Annotated in this window: 17 protein-coding genes; 11 read left to right on the top strand and 6 right to left on the bottom strand. The window is 70.5% G+C overall.

The features are described from left to right. Positions 1–30: 30 nt before the first annotated feature. The gene (locus tag ACFWZ2_RS34845) at positions 31–174 is read right to left on the bottom strand and encodes a type II toxin-antitoxin system Phd/YefM family antitoxin (protein WP_384552643.1); all 144 of its coding nucleotides are present in this window, start codon (positions 172–174) and stop codon (positions 31–33) included. Positions 175–306: 132 nt separating this feature from the next. Then, entirely contained in the window at positions 307–1,254 is a 948-nt protein-coding gene (locus ACFWZ2_RS34840; protein ID WP_384552641.1) for an RNA polymerase sigma factor SigF, read from the bottom strand. 249 nt (positions 1,255–1,503) lie between these two features. Between ACFWZ2_RS34840 and ACFWZ2_RS34835 the strand changes: the two genes are divergently transcribed. The 6 genes from ACFWZ2_RS34835 (at position 1,504) to ACFWZ2_RS34810 (ending at position 7,182) form a co-directional block, all read left to right on the top strand. After that, on the top strand, positions 1,504–1,872 hold the full coding sequence (locus tag ACFWZ2_RS34835) for an STAS domain-containing protein (protein ID WP_384552639.1): 369 nt from the start codon (positions 1,504–1,506) through the stop codon (positions 1,870–1,872). A gap of 228 nt (positions 1,873–2,100) precedes the next feature. Continuing rightward, on the top strand, positions 2,101–2,610 hold the full coding sequence (locus ACFWZ2_RS34830; RefSeq protein ID WP_384552637.1) for an ATP-binding protein: 510 nt from the start codon (positions 2,101–2,103) through the stop codon (positions 2,608–2,610). 201 nt (positions 2,611–2,811) lie between these two features. Then, positions 2,812–3,552: an LPXTG cell wall anchor domain-containing protein gene (locus ACFWZ2_RS34825; RefSeq protein WP_384552635.1), complete on the top strand. Its 741-nt coding sequence runs from the start codon at positions 2,812–2,814 to the stop codon at positions 3,550–3,552. Between the two features lie 47 nt (positions 3,553–3,599). Further along, positions 3,600–4,628 (top strand): hypothetical protein, encoded by a 1,029-nt coding sequence (locus ACFWZ2_RS34820; protein ID WP_384552633.1) that lies wholly within the window; start codon positions 3,600–3,602, stop codon positions 4,626–4,628. Then, entirely contained in the window at positions 4,625–5,839 is a 1,215-nt protein-coding gene (locus tag ACFWZ2_RS34815; RefSeq protein ID WP_384552631.1) for a hypothetical protein, read from the top strand. Before ACFWZ2_RS34820 ends, ACFWZ2_RS34815 begins: the two co-directional genes overlap by 4 nt. Then, positions 5,836–7,182, top strand: coding sequence for a hypothetical protein (locus tag ACFWZ2_RS34810; protein WP_384552629.1), 1,347 nt, complete (start codon positions 5,836–5,838; stop codon positions 7,180–7,182). Before ACFWZ2_RS34815 ends, ACFWZ2_RS34810 begins: the two co-directional genes overlap by 4 nt. A gap of 131 nt (positions 7,183–7,313) precedes the next feature. Here ACFWZ2_RS34810 and ACFWZ2_RS34805 read toward each other — a convergent pair whose 3' ends face one another. Then, a complete protein-coding gene (locus tag ACFWZ2_RS34805; protein WP_384552627.1) occupies positions 7,314–8,138 on the bottom strand; it encodes an alpha/beta hydrolase in 825 nt (274 codons plus the stop codon). 111 nt (positions 8,139–8,249) lie between these two features. Then, complete coding sequence (locus ACFWZ2_RS34800; RefSeq protein ID WP_384552625.1) at positions 8,250–9,737, bottom strand: peptide MFS transporter; 1,488 nt, start codon at positions 9,735–9,737, stop codon at positions 8,250–8,252. Between the two features lie 474 nt (positions 9,738–10,211). Between ACFWZ2_RS34800 and ACFWZ2_RS34795 the strand changes: the two genes are divergently transcribed. Together ACFWZ2_RS34795 and ACFWZ2_RS34790 are read left to right on the top strand one after the other, a co-directional pair. Continuing rightward, on the top strand, positions 10,212–10,889 hold the full coding sequence (locus tag ACFWZ2_RS34795; protein WP_055544110.1) for a response regulator transcription factor: 678 nt from the start codon (positions 10,212–10,214) through the stop codon (positions 10,887–10,889). 203 nt (positions 10,890–11,092) lie between these two features. Next, positions 11,093–12,370 (top strand): ATP-binding protein, encoded by a 1,278-nt coding sequence (locus ACFWZ2_RS34790; RefSeq protein ID WP_384552622.1) that lies wholly within the window; start codon positions 11,093–11,095, stop codon positions 12,368–12,370. 11 nt (positions 12,371–12,381) lie between these two features. Here the strand turns inward: ACFWZ2_RS34790 and ACFWZ2_RS34785 are convergent, their stop codons facing one another. Further along, positions 12,382–12,897, bottom strand: a complete 516-nt coding sequence (locus tag ACFWZ2_RS34785; protein WP_384552620.1) for a GtrA family protein — start codon at positions 12,895–12,897, stop codon at positions 12,382–12,384. 233 nt (positions 12,898–13,130) lie between these two features. On the opposite strand from ACFWZ2_RS34785, the gene ACFWZ2_RS34780 reads away from it, so the two are divergent. The 3 genes from ACFWZ2_RS34780 to ACFWZ2_RS34770 are packed head-to-tail and all read left to right on the top strand — an operon-like array spanning position 13,131 to position 16,013. Beyond that, positions 13,131–14,294 (top strand): 5-(carboxyamino)imidazole ribonucleotide synthase, encoded by a 1,164-nt coding sequence (locus tag ACFWZ2_RS34780; protein ID WP_384552618.1) that lies wholly within the window; start codon positions 13,131–13,133, stop codon positions 14,292–14,294. Further along, positions 14,291–14,824 carry a 5-(carboxyamino)imidazole ribonucleotide mutase gene (purE, locus tag ACFWZ2_RS34775; RefSeq protein WP_384552616.1) on the top strand — a complete coding sequence of 178 codons (534 nt, stop codon included), beginning with the start codon at positions 14,291–14,293 and terminating at the stop codon, positions 14,822–14,824. The genes ACFWZ2_RS34780 and purE overlap by 4 nt, the downstream gene beginning before the upstream one ends. Before the next feature lie 4 nt (positions 14,825–14,828). Further along, positions 14,829–16,013 (top strand): dipeptidase, encoded by a 1,185-nt coding sequence (locus ACFWZ2_RS34770; RefSeq protein WP_384552615.1) that lies wholly within the window; start codon positions 14,829–14,831, stop codon positions 16,011–16,013. Between the two features lie 142 nt (positions 16,014–16,155). Here the strand turns inward: ACFWZ2_RS34770 and ACFWZ2_RS34765 are convergent, their stop codons facing one another. After that, a complete protein-coding gene (locus ACFWZ2_RS34765; protein ID WP_384552613.1) occupies positions 16,156–17,313 on the bottom strand; it encodes an acyl-CoA dehydrogenase family protein in 1,158 nt (385 codons plus the stop codon). Positions 17,314–17,362 lie beyond the last annotated feature (49 nt).

Here is a 17,362-nt window from a genome sequence, read left to right as displayed (position 1 = left end):
ACTCCGAAGGCCGGTAACCCCGTTGCGGGGCTACGTAGAAAGTAATGGGGGGGGGCCGAGCACGGCGATCAGACGGCCGTTGCGAGCGATCTCCACCCGCTCGCCTGCGGCGACACGGTCGATGAGCTCGCTGGCATGCTGCTGGAGCTGGCGGATGGGCACGCGGTTGGCCATACGGCCACGCCACGACCGCGTGCGTCGCTCTCACTCGAACGACGTGCACCGCGACTGTGGGGCCCGCCTCCTCAACAGGCGGGCCCCACAGGGACGTTCAAGCGTTCAGGCGCAGCGCGGCGCGGCGCCACCTCACTCCTCGACCGTCAGCCCCTTGCGGAGCCTGACGAGAGTTCGGGAGAGCAGGCGTGAGACGTGCATCTGGGAGATGCCGAGCTCGTCGCCTATTTCGGACTGCGTCATGTTGGCGACGAAGCGCAGTGCGAGGATCTTCCGGTCGCGCGGCGGGAGTTCGGCGATCAGCGGCTTCAGGGACTCGACGTACTCGATGCCTTCGAGGCCGTGGTCCTCGTAGCCGATGCGGTCCGCGAGGGCGCCTTCGGAGTCGTCCTCCTCCGGCTGCGCGTCCAGCGAGCTGGCCGTGTAGGCGTTGGAGGCGGCCATGCCTTCGACGACCTCGTCGTTGGAGATGCCCAGGCGCTCGGCGAGCTCGCCCACCGTGGGGGCGCGATCGAACTGCTGGGCGAGTTCGTCGCCCGCCTTGGCGAGGTCCAGACGGAGTTCCTGCAGGCGGCGCGGGACGCGCACCGACCAGCTCGTGTCGCGGAAGAAGCGCTTGATCTCGCCGACGATCGTCGGCATCGCGAAGGTGGGGAACTCGACGCCGCGGCTGAGTTCGAAGCGGTCGATCGCCTTGATCAGGCCGATGGTGCCGACCTGGATGATGTCCTCCATCGGTTCGCTGCGGGAGCGGAACCGGGAGGCGGCGAACTTCACAAGCGCGAGGTTGAGTTCGACGAGCGTGTTGCGTACGTACGCGTATTCGTGTGTGCCTTCCTCAAGCGATTCGAGGCGCTCGAAGAGGGTCTTGGACAGGGCCCGCGCATCCAGCGGCCCCACCTCGTCGTACGGAGGGATCTCGGGAAGGTCGTGCAGCCCGTCGAGGGTTGCGAGGGCTTCGGGGGCCGGCGAGCTGGGCGTGGCCTCCGTGGCAGGACCCGGGATCTCTGTTGCGGAGCGGTTCGGCGGGGGTGTCGACGTCGCTTGGTCAGTGCGCGATTCGTCGAGCCGGGGTGACATGGTGTCCTCCATCGTTCTCGGCATATGGCTGCCGATGCCAGTACGTGCACTGCGGTGTGCGGCGCCTCCAAAGCCGTCGTGTCGATTGCTGTCTCTTCTACCCCTACCCGCTTCCACAGCTCAGTCGCAAGTGCGGTACGTGGCGAAATGTCCGAATTCGGGGGGATGTTCGGGTACCCCGGGCCGTAGGGAAGGCGTAATGTTCAGGGGCGTCATCAACAGCCACGACGGTCGGAAGAGAGTGACGGCATGGACCGCGGGACGGTCGGCAGCGCACACAGGGGCCGGCTTCTGGTCGAAGTGCGAAAAGCGGGCACGAGTGCCGTGGTGACCCCGGCGGGTGAGTTGGATCACCACACGGCAGATCTGCTGCGCGAGCCACTCGAAAGCTGTCTGGCGGACGGCTACGCACGCCTCGTCGTCGACTGCTCACGTCTTGAGTTCTGTGATTCCACCGGACTCAATGTGCTGCTCGGGGCCCGGCTCAAGGCCGAGGCCGCGGGGGGTGGAGTCCATCTGGCCGGGATGCTGCCGGTGGTGGCCCGGGTCTTCGAGATCACCGGCGCGGAGGCCGTCTTCACCGTTCACGAGACGCTCGATGCGGCCCTGGCCGACTAGCCCATGAAGGCCGCACGCGAAAGTTACGCGTCAGTTGTCTCTGCGTGATCAAGGCGTTACCAGTGTCACATGGTCCCTACCGAATAAGTGGGTGTTCTCACGGTTCGGCCGGGCAGGAGAGACCTGGATCCGCCAACAGGCAGACGTCAACAGTCAGAGACGGCGAGCAGCCGATGTCCCCAATGTGTACAGAGTCCTCAGTCCCCTTGTCGGTGAGGTGAAGCGCTGATGAGCACCACCCGGCCTTACTCGCCGGGCGACCGCGGCCCGGAGTCCGAGGCGGCCGTCGCGGACGCTCCCGCGGACCGGGCGTCCGGAGTGCCCGCGGGGCGCCAGATCCGCAGGCTGAGCCTGAACGGCGCGAGCGGCATCGTCCCGCTCGCCCGGGACTACACGCGTCAGGCGCTGTACGCATGGGGCTGGCTGCCCGCGGAGGGCGCCGACCGGCGTGCCGCCGCCGAGGACGTGCTCCTTGTCGTCTCCGAGCTGGTCACCAACGCGTGTCTCCACGCGGAGGGCCCGGACGAGCTGTGGCTCTCCTGCGACGGCAAGGTGCTGCGGATCGAGGTCTCCGACCGGGGCGCGGGGCAGCCCGCGCCGCGCACCCCGCACCGGGCCGGCCGCCCCGGTGGGCACGGGATGTTCATCGTGCAGCGGCTCTGTCTGGACTGGGGCGTCGTACGGACGCCCGGAGTCGCGGGGAAGACGGTCTGGGCGGAGCTCGGCGCTCCCGCGTAGGGGGCGGACGGCCGGGTGCCGCCGCGTCGTGGCTGGGCGCGCCGTTCCCCGCGGTTGGCGTACGCGTCGGATCATCACGGATCCGGCGCGTCTTTTGTCTTCCCTCGACAAGGCCCCGGGCGTACCTTGAGCGCCCAATCTGATGTGCCGTCAGTAACACCGCACCCGCGGCACGCCCGACCGGCATGAGGGGAACACGAGGTGTCGTACCAGAAACGAGGGGCCGCGCTCGCGCTTGCCACGGCCCTGGCCGGCGGCTCAGCGGTGCTCATGGCCGCACCGGCCGCGCAGGCCACGGTCCAGGACGTCAACTACCAGTGCAAGACGCCCATCGGGAACAAGGGCGCGGTCTCGCCGATCGACATCAAGAGCGTCAAGAGCGGCAGCGCCTACAAACTCACCATGTCCTTCCAGAAGGGCGTCTCCTCCAGCCCGGTGGAGCTCGGCAAGGGCGCGATGAAGCCAAGTGCGGTGATCAAGCTCGGCGGCGCCGAGAGCGGCACCGTGCCGGTCTCCGGAGCGACGAACGCCGAGGCGGTCCCCGCCAACACCCCCATCAAGATCAGTGATTTGTCGGGGACGTACACCCCCAAGAAGAGCGGCAAGGTCACCTTCACGGCCGGGGTCCTCACCATCAAGGCGCTCGGCACGACCACGACGTGCACGCCGTCCAACAACCCCAAGCCGTCCCTCGAACTCGACGTCAAGGGCGCGGGGGGTTCGGGCGGCTCGGGCGGTACGTCGGGCGGGTCGGACTCGACCGGCGGCTCGGGCGGCTCCGGCAACTCCAACAGCGCCCCCTCCGGCGGCGACGAGCTCCCGCAGACCGGCCCCGCCGACTCCGCGATCGCGCTCGGCACCCTCGGCGGCACCGTGCTGCTCGCGGGCGCGGCCGGCGCGCTCTGGCTGACCCGCAGGAACCAGGCGGCGCGCCCGCGGTAGCCGCGACCCGAGGGACCGGCCACCGATCGACGCCCCAGGAGCCGCCGATGCCGCCGAAGCCGAAGCCGAAGCCGAAGCCGATGCCGTCCGCCGCGCGCGCAGCGCTGTGCGCGGCCGCCCTGCTGGCCGCCGCCGCGACCCCCGCGCACGCGGACGGCGGCGGGTCCGCGTGGTCCGTCGCGCCCGCGTCGGGAGGCGGTACGCGCCCGGCGAAGGACGGGCGGCCCTACTTCTACGCGGAGGGCACCCCGGGCACGGTGCTCCAGGACACCGTCACCGTCACCAACCCCGGCACGAAGTCCCGCACCGTGACACTGCGGGGCGCGGACGCGGCCAACACCGGCTCCGGCGCGCTGTCCGTCACCCCCGCCAAGGGGCGGCCCAAGGACACCGGCGCGTGGATCACCTTCGCGAAACGGCAGGTCAAGGTGCCACCGCGGACCCGCGCCGAGGTGCCGTTCACCGTGACGGTCCCGACGGGCGCGGTGCCCGGCGACCACCCGGGCGCGATCGTCGCGTCCGGCGGCGGCCGCACGGTGGGCGTCCGGCTGCATCTGCGGGTCGGCGGGCCGACGCTCGCCGCGCTCACCGTGGAGCGCGTCAAGGTCGACAAGGACGCGGGGCGCATCACATACGACCTGGTCAACCGCGGCAACACCGTGCTGACCCCGCGGCTCGCGGTGCGCGCCGACGGCGTCTTCGGCACGCTGCTCGACCGTGCCCCGCGCACGCTGCCCGTCGAACTGCTGCCAGGGCGCAGGGTCTCCCTGACCGAACCCTGGCCCGACGCCCCCGCCCTCGACTCCGTCGACGTGCGGCTGACGGCGACCGCGGCGGGCGGCGCCCACGGCGAGGCGAGCGCGTCGGCCCGCTTCGTGCCGTGGGGCGCGGTGGCGGGCGGCGCGGCCCTGCTGCTCGCCCTCGCGGGCGGCGCCTTCCATCTCGTACGCAGACGGCGCCGGGACCCCGAGGCGCCCGAACCCGAAGGGGCGCGGGAGCCGGGGGACGGCACGAGGGAGCTGGCGAGGGCGGGGACGCGGACGGGAACGGGGACGGGGACGGGAGAGGAACTGTGAACGGCAAGCGGAACAGGCCCGCACTGTGGGCCTTCGTCATCCTGGCGCTGCTCGGCTTCGCGCTGCTGCCCCTTTCGGCCGCGTCTGCCGCGTCTGCCGCGTCCGGCGCGTCTGCCGTGTCTGCCGCGTCCGCCGCGTCCGCCGCGGACAAGCCGACCGTGGAACTCTCCAAGTCCCAGGCAGGGATGGGTGGTTCGGTCACCGTCGAAGGGAAGGGCTGGCGGGCCGACACCCTCCTGATGATGCTGATCTGCGGCCAGTCCGCGCCCGGCAAGGGCGTCATCGGCGGCACCAACTCCTGCGCCAACTCCGAGGGCCGCGCCGTCACCACGGACAAGGACGGCGCCTTCAGCAAGAAGCTCCCGGTGGCCGAGCCGCCCGAGCCCTGCCCCTGTGTCGTCCACGTGGCGACGGTGACGGGTGAGAAGTCGCAGGTCGACGCCGTGTTCAAGGTCGCGGGCCACCCGGTGAAGGCGCTGCCCGAGCAGGCCGGCGGCGGCAAGCTGTCCGTCCTGACGGACACCCGCCTCGAGGGTTCGAGCGGGATCCTGACCTGGTTCGGCGCCCCGCCCTCCCGCAAGCTCGTCCTCACCGTGGGCAATGTCGGTTCCGCGCCCGTCAAGAACCCCGTCTTCCAAGTCGGCACCTCCCACGGCGTGTTCGCCCCGCAGTGGGAGGAGCAGCAGTGGCGCGGCACCATAGCGCCCGGCAAGAAGGCGCAGATCAAGCTGCCCGTCGAGCTGTCCGCGGGCGCGCACGGCGACTATCTGGTCTCGCTGAAGTTCGGCGGCAAGGTCCTCGTCGAGCAGCCGTGGGGCGTGGGCCGCCCCTGGGGCGTCACCGTCTTCTGGATCCTGCTCTGCGTCGTGGTGCCCGCGGCCGTCTTCCGCATCGGCATGGCCGTCGTCGACCGCCTCCGCCCGCACCGGCGGCGCACCTCGGGGGCCGGGCGCCATCGCACCGCGCGCCTGTCCGAACTCACCGAGCGCCTGCCGAAGTTGCGGCTGCCGCAGGGGGCGGTCGCGGCGGACCGGCAGACGCGCGCACCGCGCACGAAACCGCCGAAGGACCCCGGCGGCACCGGTGACCGGGCCACGACGTCGGCATCGACGACGTCCCTGCCGTGGTTCACCCCCGACACCGACCCCGGCGCACCGGCCGGCCGGCTCTCCGCACCGTCCGACAACAGTCCGACGAAGGGAAACACGTGATCACGCAACGACGGAGAGCGGGCGCGGCCTCGGTCGCACTCCTGCTCGGCGGGGCGGGCATCCTGCTGACGGCGGGCCCCGCACAGGCCGCCGAGGTGGCGTACGAGACGGAGTGCATACCGCCGCCGATCTCCGGCCTGCCACCCGTGCAGGGCACCACCAAGGTGGAGATCAGCGCGCCCGCGACGGCGAAGGTCGGCGACGAGATCGACGTCGTGTGGAAGACGACGCAGGCCGCGTCCAAGAACCCGGACGTGCTCGACCTCGACAAGGACACCGTGAAGCCGACCGGCACCATCAAGGTGGGCGGCGGCCAGACCGGCGACCTGAAGGTCGAGGGCGACCGCACGAACCCGCCCATCAAGAAGAACAGCCCCATGATCCTCTCCGACATGAAGGGCAAGCTGAAGCTGACCGCCGCGGGCGACATCACGCTCACCCCGGACGCGTACAACATCAACGTCAGCAAGCCGATCTCGACCGACACCAAGTGCACGCCCAAGGAACAGGTGAAGGCGGGCGCGACCATCAAGGTCACGGAGGGCGGCGGCAGTTCGGGCGGTACGTCGGGTGGTACGTCAGGCGGTACGTCGGGTGGCTCGGGCGGTACGTCCGGCGGCTCGACGGGCGGCGACACGGGCGGCACCACCGGGGGCACCTCGGGCGGTACGTCCGGCGGCACCACCGGCGGCGGCGACGGGCAGACCGACTTCCCCGGCAAGGAAGTCCAGACCTCGTACAAGTGCAAGACCCCGATCGGCGACAAGGAAGCCACGTCGCCCGTCCAGATCAACGCCAAGAAGGCCGGAGGCGACTACGGCCTGACCGTCCAGTTCAAGAAGGCCGTGATGGACAGCCCCGCCGACATCCCCGCGGACTCCGTGAAACCGTCGATGGAGGTCAAGCTGGGCGGCGCGGACAAGGGCACGGTGCATGTCGAGGGGCCGACCAACAAGGAGCCCATCAAGTCCGGTGACCCGATGACCATCCCCGACCTGACCGGCACGTACAAGCCGGGCGCCGACGGGAAGTCGACGCTGTCGCCGGGCGTGCTGACGGTCAAGGCCCTTGGTACGACGACGACTTGCACGCCCGCGAAGAGCGAGGTCTCCCTTGAGCTGGACACGGCTGCGCAGCCGGGCGGCGCGTCCGGTTCCGGCGGCGGTTCGGCGGGCGGTTCCTCCTCCTCCACGGGCGGCTCCGCCAGCGGTGGCGGTCTCGCCGACACCGGCGCGGAGGACAACGGCGCGCTCCGCGCGCTCGGTCTGGTCGCCGGGACGGTGATCCTGCTCGGCGGCGCGGTCTTCACGTTCCTGCCCAGGCGCAGGGGCGGCCTGAGGTAGCCCCGTCAGGGGCGCGGGGAACTGCGCGAGCAACCAAGAACAAAGCCGCACCCGCCGTAGAACCACCGGAGGCAGCCCCGTCCGCGGGCCGTCCACGGCCGATCGCGCAGCTCCCCGCGCCCCTTAGGGCGCTAGCGCCCCCGCAGCCAGCGGAGTACCACCCGCGCCGTGCCGGAGGCACCGAGCACCGCGCCCCCATGCGCGGAACCCCGCACCGTCCGGACGGTCACATCCCGCAGCCCCGCCCCCCGCTGCGCCGCGGCGAGTTCGGCGGAGTGCACCGGCGGAACGAAGTCCCCCGCCGAGTGGACGAGGAACAGCGGCGCGTCGTCCGGGCCGGAGGCATGGGACGTGACGGCGAGGTCGCCCCACCGCTCCCAGCAGCGCTGCCCCGCGCGGTCGGGAGCGCACCCCGCGAGGCGCCGAGCGGCCCGCCGCAACGCCCGCCGCTCGGCGGACGCGCCGGGCACCGCCCCGGCCACCCACGCGCGGTAGGGCGAGGCGACGGGGGAGAGCGCGACGACGCCGCGCACCCGTGAGCGGCCCGCCCCGTACGTCCCCGCCTGGAGGGCGAGATGTCCTCCGGCGGACGAGCCGAGCACGAGCGGCCGCTCACCGCCCTCGCGCCGCCGCACCCAGCGCAGCGCCGCGAGCACGTCGTCACGCTGCGCGGGCCAGACCGCGTCCGAGGTCAGCCGGTAGTCGGTGTCGTACACGGTGAACCCGCGCGCCGCGAACCACCGGGCCCAGCGGCTCCAGTCGGTGTCCTTCGACCAGTAGCCGCCGTGCAGGATCACCAGCGGGGGGCCGCCGCGGCCGTACACGGTGATGTTCTGGCGGGCATGGCCCCCGTACGCGAAGAGCCGCCCGGCCGGCGGCTCGGGGGCGGCCTCGGCGGCGGCACTTGACGAGAGGAGCGCCCCGCAGAGGGCCAGGGTGAGCAACGTACGGCGCATGGCCAGATGCTCCACCGACGAGCGCCCGCACATCGGCAGAAACGCCAAGGGCCACCGCACCGGGTGGTGCGGTGGCCCTCAGTTCGGGTCAATCGGTGATGGTGCGGGACGTCAGTGAACGTCGCCCATGAGCTCCTTGACGCGCTTGCGGTACATGTACACCGCGACACCGGCCAGGACCGCTAGGGCGGCCTCCGCGGCCACGACGCCCGTCTTGTTCAGGTCGACGCCGTACGTGGAGAGCAGGCCGGCGACCGCGTCACCGGCGGTCACGGCGAGGAACCAGACGCCCATCATCTGGGAGCCGTACTTCGCCGGGGCCATCTTGGTCGTGACCGACAGACCGACCGGGGAGATGCAGAGCTCACCGACGGTCTGGCAGAAGTAGATCAGGACGAGCCACCAGGGGCTGACCTTGCCGTCGCCCGAGTCCGTCAGCGGCAGCAGGAAGACGAAGAAGGAGATACCGGTGAGGACCAGGCCGACGCCGAACTTGACGACGGTGTTTGGCTCACTGCCCTTGCGGTTCAGGTAGAGCCACAGCCAGGCGGCGACCGGCGCGAGCGCCATCACGAGGACCGGGTTGATCGACTGGAACCAGGAGACGGGGAACTCCCAGCCGAAGACGCTGGTGTCGGCGTTGTCCTTGGCGAAGAGCGCCACGGTCGACGCGCCCTGGTCGTAGATCATCCAGAAGACGGCGGCGGCGACGAAGAACCAGATGTAGCCGGAGACCTTGGACTGCTCGGTGGCCGTCAGCTCCTTGTCGCGCTTGATGCGGCCGAGCACGACGATCGGCACTATCAGGCCGATGAGCAGCAGCGGGACCGTGGCCCAGGTCAGGGTGTAGGTGCCGGTGCCGACCACGATCGCGTAGAAGACCACCGCGATGAGCAGCCAGATCATGGCCTTCTTCAGCGTGGCGGCGCGCTCGGCGGCGCTCAGCGGCTTCGGCACGATGTCGGACTTCTCCGACAGGTGGCGGCTGCCGAGCAGGAACTGGACCAGGCCGAACGCCATGCCGAGCGCGGCGAGCGCGAAGCCGAGGTGCCAGTTGACGCTCTCGCCGATCGTGCCGATGGTCAGCGGCGCGAAGAAGGCGCCCAGGTTCACGCCGATGTAGAAGACGGTGAAGCCGCCGTCACGGCGCGGGTCGGCCGGGCCGTTGTAGAGGTGGCCGACCATCGTCGAGATGTTGGCCTTCAGGAGGCCGGAACCGAGGGCGACGAAGAGCAGACCGAGATAGAAGGTCGCGTCCGAGGGCAGGGCCAGGATGAGGTGGCCGAGCACGATGACGGACGCCGCGATGGCCGTCGTCTTGCGCGGGCCCCAGACGCGGTCGCCGAACCAGCCGCCGGGCAGGCAGAGCAGGTACACCGTCGACATGTAGACGGAGTAGATGGCGACTGCCGTGCCCGCGTCCAGGTTCAGCCCGCCGGGGGCGACCAGGTAGAGCGGGAGGAGGGCGCGCATGCCGTAGTAGGAGAAACGCTCCCACATCTCGGTCATGAACAGAGTGGCCAGTCCGCGGGGGTGGCCGAAGAAGGTCTTCTCGGAGCCAGGGGTACTGGCGGAGTCCTTCGTCAGGCTGGACGCCATGGGTCGATCCTCGTGGGTTCGGGACGCGCGCGGCAGGAGCGTGAGCGCGCCCGGTGGGGGGCGGTCGGCACCGTCGTCATCCCGCCCAACCCCACGCCCAGGGGGAGTTCGCCCCCGCTATGAAGGGGGTGAGGAGCGGTGACTCCGGGATCCACACCCTGGGCGCTTCCTCGCGCGCAGGGCCCGACCACAGGTCATTCCTTCAAGGCTGGCCGGAGCCGGCCCGCACATAAAAGAGACCTAAGGCGCGCACAGCGGGCCATAGGTCCTTGAGTAGTGCATCAGGCGTTGGGTCACCATACGACACGTCAGGGATGCATATGGAAGGACTTGAGACATGGATCACAGGTGTCGCTGCAACCAACGGCGCACATTCAAAGGTGTATCTCAGAATCGCACCTCATAGCCGCAGGCTTCCCCTGCCACTGTGCGATCACCGCACGGCTGTTGTCCACTGCGGACTACCATCACCCCATGACCCGTGTACTGCTCGCCGAGGACGACGCGTCCATCTCGGAGCCGCTGGCCCGCGCCCTGCGCAGGGAGGGTTACGAGGTCGAAGTGCGTGAGGACGGCCCGACCGCTCTCGACGCCGGACTGCAGGGCAGCGTCGATCTGGTCGTACTGGACCTGGGGTTGCCCGGCATGGACGGCCTGGAGGTGGCCCGCCGACTGCGGGCCGACGGGCTCACGGTGCCGATCCTCATCCTGACCGCGCGCGCCGACGAGGTGGACACCGTCGTCGGCCTGGACGCGGGCGCCGACGACTACGTGACCAAGCCCTTCCGTCTCGCGGAGCTGCTCGCCCGGGTCCGGGCCCTGCTCCGGCGCGGCGCCACCGAGCCGAAGGAGGCACCCGCCACGCACGGCGTGCGGATCGACGTCGAGTCGCACCGCGCGTGGATGGGCGACGAGGAACTCCAGCTCACCGCCAAGGAGTTCGACCTGCTCCGGGTGCTCGTGCGGGACGCGGGCCGGGTGGTCACGCGTGACCAGCTGATGCGGGAGGTCTGGGACACGACGTGGTGGTCCTCCACGAAGACCCTCGACATGCACATCTCCTGGCTCCGCAAGAAGCTGGGCGACGACGCGGCGAACCCCCGCTACATCGCCACGGTGCGCGGCGTCGGCTTCCGCTTCGAGAAGAGCTGACGCGATCCTCTGCGGGGGAGCACGGGCCCCGTCAGGGGCGCGGGACTGTGACATGTGCGGCTCCGCCGCGTGGGCGCGAGCAACCAGAACAAAGCCGCACCCGCCGTGGAACCGCCGGAGGCAGCCCCGTCCGCGGGCCGTCGACGGCTGGTCGCGCAGTTCCCCGCGCCCCTCAGGGGGCGCCGATCCGCGACACTGGATAGATGCGTCGCCGACTGATCAATTCCACTCTCGCCGTAGTCCTCGTAGTGATCGCGGTATTCGGGGTGAGCCTCGTCATCGTAGAGACGAGGACCATCAGCACCAGCGCCCAGGAGCGAGTGGAAGGCGAGGCCCTCCGCCTCGCCAGCATCGTCGACAGCAGGCTGATCGGCGACGAGCGGATCAGCGGCACCATCCTGCGCGACCAGGTCGCGTCCGACCGGTACGCCCGCATCGACATCCCCGGCCGCCCGCCCATCCAGATCGGCACGCGCCCCACCGGCGACGTCATCAGCGCGACCCGGCCCGGCGAGCAGGGCGAGAAGGTCACCGTCGAGGAGCCGCGGGCCGCAGTCACCCGTGAGGTCGGCCGCACCCTGCTGATCATCGGCGCCGTGGCGCTGCTCGCGATCATCGCGGCGGTGCTGCTCGCGGTGCGCCAGGCCAACCGGCTCGCGTCCCCGCTCACCGATCTCGCGGAGACCGCGGAGCGCCTCGGCTCGGGCGATCCCCGGCCCCGGCACAAGCGGTACGGGGTGCCGGAGCTGGACCGGGTCGCCGATGTCCTGGACTCCTCCGCCGAGCGCATCGGCCGCATGCTGACCGCCGAGCGGCGCCTGGCCGCCGACGCCTCGCACCAGCTGCGTACGCCGCTGACCGCGCTGTCGATGCGCCTGGAGGAGATCACCGTCACCGATGAGCTGGACACGGTGAAGGAGGAGGCGACGATCGCGCTCGCGCAGGTCGAGCGGCTCACCGACGTCGTGGAGCGGCTGCTCACCAACTCCCGTGACCCGCGCACCGGATCGGCCGTCGCCTTCGACCTGGACGAGGTCGTCAAGCAGCAGCTGGAGGAGTGGCGTCCGGCCTACCGCAGCGCGGGCCGGGCCATCGTCAGCTCGGGCAAGCGGCATCTGGAGGCCGTGGGCACGCCGGGCGCGGTCGCCCAGGTGCTTGCCGCGCTGATCGAGAACTCCCTGATGCACGGTGGCGGCACGGTCGCGCTGCGTACCCGGGTCACCGGCAACCAGGCGGTCATCGAGGTCACGGACGAGGGCCCCGGCGTGCCGCACGACCTCGGCGCGCGGATCTTCGAGCGCACCATCAGCGGCCGGAACTCGACGGGTATCGGCCTCGCGGTGGCCCGTGATCTGGCCGAGGCGGACGGCGGGCGCCTGGAGATGCTCCAGACGAAGCCCCCGGTGTTCGGCCTCTTCCTGTCGCGTACGCCGCTGCCGAAGGAGACGGACGGCGAAGCGGAGGAGAAGACGGTCCGCTGAGCGGGCTCGCGTCAGCCGGCGCGGCGTGCCACGGTCCTGGGCCGTTCGTCCGACTCCTCCAGGAACGATTCGGCATGGGCGACCGCCTCGCGGGCGGGCAGCGCCTTGAACACCCAGGTGCGGTACGACCAGAACCGGAAGAGCGTCGCGATGCCCATGCCGAGGAACTTGAAGAAGTTGGCCTGCAGCCTGCCGTCCCAGCCGAACCAGTACGTCGCCGCGTAGAGCACGCCGTTCTCGATCACCAGGCCGACCGCGCTGAACAGCAGGAACAGCGTGAGTTCCTTGGTACGGCCGCTCTTGTCACGGTCGCGGTACGTGAAGTAGCGGAACCCCACGTAGTTGAAGACGATGGCGACGACCGTCGCGACGACGCTCGCGCGCACCACGTGCAGATCGGTGAGGTGCCGTACGAGGTTGAAGACGCCGAAGTTCACCAGCGTTCCGACCGCCCCCACGGCCCCGAACTTGGCTACCTCGCGTGTCAGCCGGTCGAGGCGTACGCGCACTGCGCCACGTTCCGTCATGGTGGTCGCCATGGTGGTCGCCCCAACCCCCGTCGGTGGTGTGTATCGGTCACTGGTCACGTACATGCCGACGTCTTGGTCATTCGGTCGCGTCAACCCAGCCATGCTAACCAGCGCGCTCCCTCGGCGCGCGGGGGCGCTCGGACTCTGTGGCTCCCCTGTGACAGGAGGGGCCCGCGGCCGCGGGATCCGGCCGTTCCCGGGTGGCCGATACCGGCCGATACCCTGGGGGTGTGACGTTCCCGGTAGTCGGCATGGTCGGCGGGGGGCAGCTCGCTCGTATGACACACGAGGCGGGCATCCCGCTCGGCATCAAATTCAAGCTCCTCAGTGACACCCCACAGGATTCCGCGGCGCAGGTCGTCAGCGATGTCGTCATCGGCGACCATCGCGACCTGGACACGCTGCGTGATTTCGCGCGGGGCTGCGACGTGATCACTTTCGATCACGAACACGTACCCACCGAGCATCTCCGGGCCCTGGAGGCGGACGGCATCCCCGTGCGCCCGGGGCCCGACGCGTTGGTGCACGCCCAGGACAAGGGCGTGATGCGCGCGAAGCTCATGGAGATCGGCGTGCCGTGTCCACGCCACCGGATCGTGCGCGATCCGGCCGACGTGGCGGCCTTCGCGGCGGAGGGCGCCCCCGAGGGCTCCCCGGAAGGCGCGGGCTTCCCCGTGATCCTGAAGACGGTGCGCGGCGGCTACGACGGGAAGGGGGTGTGGTTCGTACGCTCCCTCGCGGACGCCGAAGAGCCCTTCAAGGCCGGCGTCCCGGTGCTCGCCGAGGAGAAGGTCGACTTCGTGCGCGAACTGGCGGCCAACGTCGTCCGCTCCCCGCACGACCAGGCCGTGGCCTACCCCGTCGTCGAGTCCCAGCAGGTCGACGGCGTCTGCGACACGGTGATCGCCCCGGCGCCCGACCTCGACGAGCGCCTGGCGGTCGAGGCGCAGGAGCTCGCGCTGCGCGTCGCCAAGGAGCTCGGCGTGGTCGGCCACCTCGCGGTCGAGCTCTTCGAGACGCGCGACGGCCGCATCCTGGTCAACGAACTGGCGATGCGCCCGCACAACTCGGGCCACTGGACGCAGGACGGCGCGGTCACCTCGCAGTTCGCGAACCACGTGCGTGCGGTCCTCGACCTGCCGCTCGGCGACCCGCGCCCGCGCGCCAGGTGGACCGTGATGGGCAACGTCCTCGGCGGCGACTACCCCGACATGTACGCCGCGTACCTGCACTGCATGGCCCGCGACCCGCAGCTCAAGATCCACATGTACGGCAAGGACGTGAAGCCCGGCCGCAAGGTCGGTCACGTGAACACCTACGGCGACGATCTCGACGACGTGCTGGAGCGCGCCCGTCACGCAGCCGGCTACCTCAGAGGAACGATCACCGAATGACTGCACCTCTTGTTGGCATCGTCATGGGCTCGGACTCCGACTGGCCGGTGATGGAGGGCGCCGCCCAGGCCCTCGCCGAGTTCGAGGTCCCCTTCGAGGTCGACGTCGTCTCCGCGCACCGCATGCCGCACGAGATGATCGCGTACGGCGAGCAGGCGGCGGACCGCGGCCTCAAGGCGATCATCGCGGGCGCGGGCGGCGCGGCCCACCTGCCGGGCATGCTGGCGTCGGTGACGCCGCTGCCGGTGATCGGCGTGCCGGTCCCGCTGAAGTACCTCGACGGCATGGACAGCCTGCTCTCCATCGTGCAGATGCCCGCGGGCGTCCCCGTCGCGACGGTCTCGGTCGGCGGCGCGCGCAACGCGGGCCTGCTCGCGGCCCGCATCCTCGCCGCGCACGACGCCGAACTCCTCGGCCGCATGCGGGAGTTCCAGCAGGACCTGAACGACCAGGCGACGGAGAAGGGCAAGCGGCTGCGCGCGAAGGTCGAGGGAGCGGGTTCCGGATTCGGCTTCGGTTCGGGAAAGTGATCGCATGACATCCCTGGACGAAGCGCGCGCCATACTCGCCGACTTTCCCGTCGTCGACGGCCACAACGACCTGCCGTGGGCCCTCCGTGAGAAGGCCGGCTACGACATCGACAAGCTCGACATCGCGGCCGACCAGCGCGGCAGCCTGCACACGGACATCGGCAGGCTGCGCGCGGGCGGTGTCGGCGCGCAGTTCTGGTCGGTGTACGTCCGCACGGACCTGACCGGCGACGCCGCGGTCAGCGCGACCCTCGAACAGATCGACTGCGTCGACCAGTTGCTGGCGCGCTACCCGGCCGACCTGGTCCGCGCGCTGACGGCGGCGGACATGGAGAAGGCCCGCGCCGAGGGCCGCATCGCCTCGCTGAAGGGCGCCGAGGGCGGCCACTCGATCAACAACTCCCTCGCCACGCTGCGGGCGTTGCACACGCTCGGGGTCCGCTATATGACCCTCACGCACAACGACAACATCGCGTGGGCGGACTCGGCGACGGACGAGCCCGGCGTCGGGGGCCTCTCGCCCTTCGGCCACGAGGTCGTACGCGAGATGAACCGGGTCGGCATGCTCGTGGACCTCTCCCATGTCGCGGCGACGACGATGCGGGCGGCCCTGGACACGTCCGAGGCGCCGGTGATCTTCTCCCACTCGTCGTCGCGGGCCGTCTGCGACCATCCGCGCAACATCCCGGACGACGTCCTGGAGCGGCTGCCCGCCAACGGCGGCGTGGCGATGGCGACCTTCGTCCCCAAGTTCGTGCTCCAGGCGGCGGTCGACTGGACGGCGGCGGCCGACGAGAACATGCGCGCCCACGGCTTCCACCACCTGGACACGACGCCGGAGGCGATGAAGGTCCACGAGGCCTTCGAGCAGTCGACGCCGCGCCCGATCGCCACCGCGGCGACGGTCGCCGACCACCTCGACCACATGCGCGAGGTCGCGGGCATCGACCACATCGGCATCGGCGGCGACTACGACGGCACGGCCTTCACCCCGTCGGGCCTCGACGACGTCGCGGGCTACCCGAACCTGATCGCGGAACTCCTCGACCGGGGCTGGTCCCCCACGGACCTGACCAAGCTGACGTGGCAGAACGCGGTCCGAGTGCTCGGCGCGGCGGAGGACGTGGCGCGTGACGTCCAGTCCCGCCGGGGCCCGTCGGTGGCGACCTTGGAGCAACTGGACGGCTGAGGCAGGGACGCCCCGCAAGGGGCGCGGGGAACTGCGCGAGCAACCAGGAACAGGCCCGCACCCGCGAGGGAAAGGGGCCACGAGACGGTGCCCTCCCCCTGAAGCCAGGGAGAGGGCACCGTTACCGCTGAAGCGCCGCAGGCTACGGCAGGTTGCGGGCCATCACGATCCGCTGGACCTGGTTCGTGCCTTCGTAGATCTGCGTGATCTTCGCGTCCCGCATCATGCGCTCGACGGGGTAGTCCCGGGTGTACCCGTACCCACCAAGGAGCTGGACGGCGTCCGTCGTGGCCTCCATGGCGACGTCGGAGGCGAAGCACTTCGCCGCCGCGCCGAGGTAGGTGAGGTCGGCGTCACCGCGCTCGGAGGCCGCCGCGGCCTGGTAGGTCAGCGCGCGGGCGGCCGAGATCTTCATGGCCATGTCCGCGAGCATGAACTGGATGCCCTGGAAGTCGGCGATCGGCTTGCCGAACTGCTTGCGCTCCTTGACGTACCCCTTGGCGTAGTCGAGGGCGCCCTGCGCGATGCCGAGGGCCTGCGCCGCGATGGTGATGCGGGTGTGGTCCAGGGTCTTCATCGCGGTCGCGAAGCCCGTGCCCTCCTCGCCGATCATGCGGTCGGCGGGGATGCGGACGTTGTCGAGGTAGACCTCGCGGGTGGGGGAGCCCTTGATGCCGAGCTTCTTCTCCGGGGCGCCGAAGGAGACGCCCTCGTCGCCCTTCTCGACGACGAAGGCGGAGATGCCCTTGGAGCGCTTCTCCGGGTCGGTGACGGCCATGACCGTGTAGTACTCGGACTCGCCCGCGTTGGTGATCCAGCGCTTGACGCCGTTGAGCACCCAGAAGTCGCCGTCCCGTACGGCCTTGGTCTTCATGCCCGCCGCGTCCGAACCGGCGTCCGGCTCGGAGAGGCAGTACGAGAACATGCCCTCGCCCTTGGCGAGCGGCGTCATGTACTTCTTCTTCAGCTCCTCGGAGCCGGACAGGATGACCGGCAGCGAGCCCAGCTTGTTCACCGCGGGGATGAGGGAGGACGAGGCGCAGACGCGCGCCACCTCCTCGATCACGATGACGGTCGCGAGGGCGTCGGCGCCCGCTCCGCCGTAGCTCTCCGGTACATGCACCGCGTGCAGGTCGTTGGCGACCAGCGCGTCCAGTGCCTCCCGCGGGAAGCGGGCCTCTTCGTCCACCGCGGCGGCGAACGGCGCGATCTTCGCCTCGGACAGCGAACGGATCGCGTCACGGAGCATGTCGTGCTCCTCGGACGGGCGGTACAGGTCGAAATCAGCCGATCCGGCCAAGGTCTCTCACGCTCCAAGGACGCTAATTACCGTTAAGTAACCCAAATTT

It is taken from the genome of Streptomyces sp. NPDC059002 (assembly GCF_042740435.1).
In the GTDB taxonomy this organism is placed as follows: domain Bacteria; phylum Actinomycetota; class Actinomycetes; order Streptomycetales; family Streptomycetaceae; genus Streptomyces.
The sequence above is the reverse complement of the archived record's forward strand: the minus strand, read 5'-3'. Positions and strand labels throughout refer to the sequence as shown.

Excerpts from the sequence above, each read along its gene's own strand:
- ACFWZ2_RS34845 (WP_384552643.1), bottom strand. The coding sequence starts at position 174 with ATGGCCAACCGCGTGCCCATCCGCCAGCTCCAGCAGCATGCCAGCGAG.
- ACFWZ2_RS34840 (WP_384552641.1), bottom strand. The coding sequence starts at position 1,254 with ATGTCACCCCGGCTCGACGAATCGCGCACTGACCAAGCGACGTCGACA.
- ACFWZ2_RS34835 (WP_384552639.1), top strand. The coding sequence starts at position 1,504 with ATGGACCGCGGGACGGTCGGCAGCGCACACAGGGGCCGGCTTCTGGTC.
- ACFWZ2_RS34830 (WP_384552637.1), top strand. The coding sequence starts at position 2,101 with ATGAGCACCACCCGGCCTTACTCGCCGGGCGACCGCGGCCCGGAGTCC.
- ACFWZ2_RS34820 (WP_384552633.1), top strand. The coding sequence starts at position 3,600 with ATGCCGCCGAAGCCGAAGCCGAAGCCGAAGCCGATGCCGTCCGCCGCG.
- ACFWZ2_RS34805 (WP_384552627.1), bottom strand. The coding sequence starts at position 8,138 with ATGCGCCGTACGTTGCTCACCCTGGCCCTCTGCGGGGCGCTCCTCTCG.
- ACFWZ2_RS34800 (WP_384552625.1), bottom strand. The coding sequence starts at position 9,737 with ATGGCGTCCAGCCTGACGAAGGACTCCGCCAGTACCCCTGGCTCCGAG.
- ACFWZ2_RS34795 (WP_055544110.1), top strand. The coding sequence starts at position 10,212 with ATGACCCGTGTACTGCTCGCCGAGGACGACGCGTCCATCTCGGAGCCG.
- ACFWZ2_RS34790 (WP_384552622.1), top strand. The coding sequence starts at position 11,093 with ATGCGTCGCCGACTGATCAATTCCACTCTCGCCGTAGTCCTCGTAGTG.
- ACFWZ2_RS34785 (WP_384552620.1), bottom strand. The coding sequence starts at position 12,897 with ATGACGGAACGTGGCGCAGTGCGCGTACGCCTCGACCGGCTGACACGC.
- purE (WP_384552616.1), top strand. The coding sequence starts at position 14,291 with ATGACTGCACCTCTTGTTGGCATCGTCATGGGCTCGGACTCCGACTGG.
- ACFWZ2_RS34770 (WP_384552615.1), top strand. The coding sequence starts at position 14,829 with ATGACATCCCTGGACGAAGCGCGCGCCATACTCGCCGACTTTCCCGTC.